The 384-nt window shown below is 39.8% G+C and carries 1 protein-coding gene; it reads right to left on the bottom strand.

Translation table 11 applies throughout. From position 1 onward, the window contains the following. The coding region (locus tag ACYVRH_RS15010; RefSeq protein ID WP_461257654.1) for a DUF362 domain-containing protein at positions 1-384 on the bottom strand (384 nt) is incomplete at both ends.

Below are 384 nucleotides of genomic sequence, written 5' to 3'. Positions count from 1 at the left end.
AAAGCATATCCGCGAAACGCTCTTTATCGAATAATTTTGCGTGAAACCCTACTTTTGACAAACCGGGAATAATTCCAAAATGATTCTTTACAGCGCCTGTTACGTGCATAAATAAATGCGTTTTCATTTTACAAAGATTAAATACCGCGTCAGCCTGTATTATTGGCTTTATAACGTCAATTTGCTTCATCAATTTGCCTTGCGGGAAAGATACTTTTTCATAACTTGTATCCATATTTACATCAATACCCGCTTGTTCCGCCGCCTCGTAGATTCCACAAGTTTTATAGAGTTTTTTAAGCGTCGCTTCGTTGTACAGGTAGCCCGAACCGGGACTGTCGGCTATTAACGGAATAGCGCCTTCTTTTTTTGCAAGCTTGCCTA

The organism is Treponema sp. R80B11-R83G3 (genome assembly GCF_054786115.1).
Note: the sequence above shows the minus strand (reverse complement) of the source record. Positions and strands in the feature narration are given on the sequence as shown.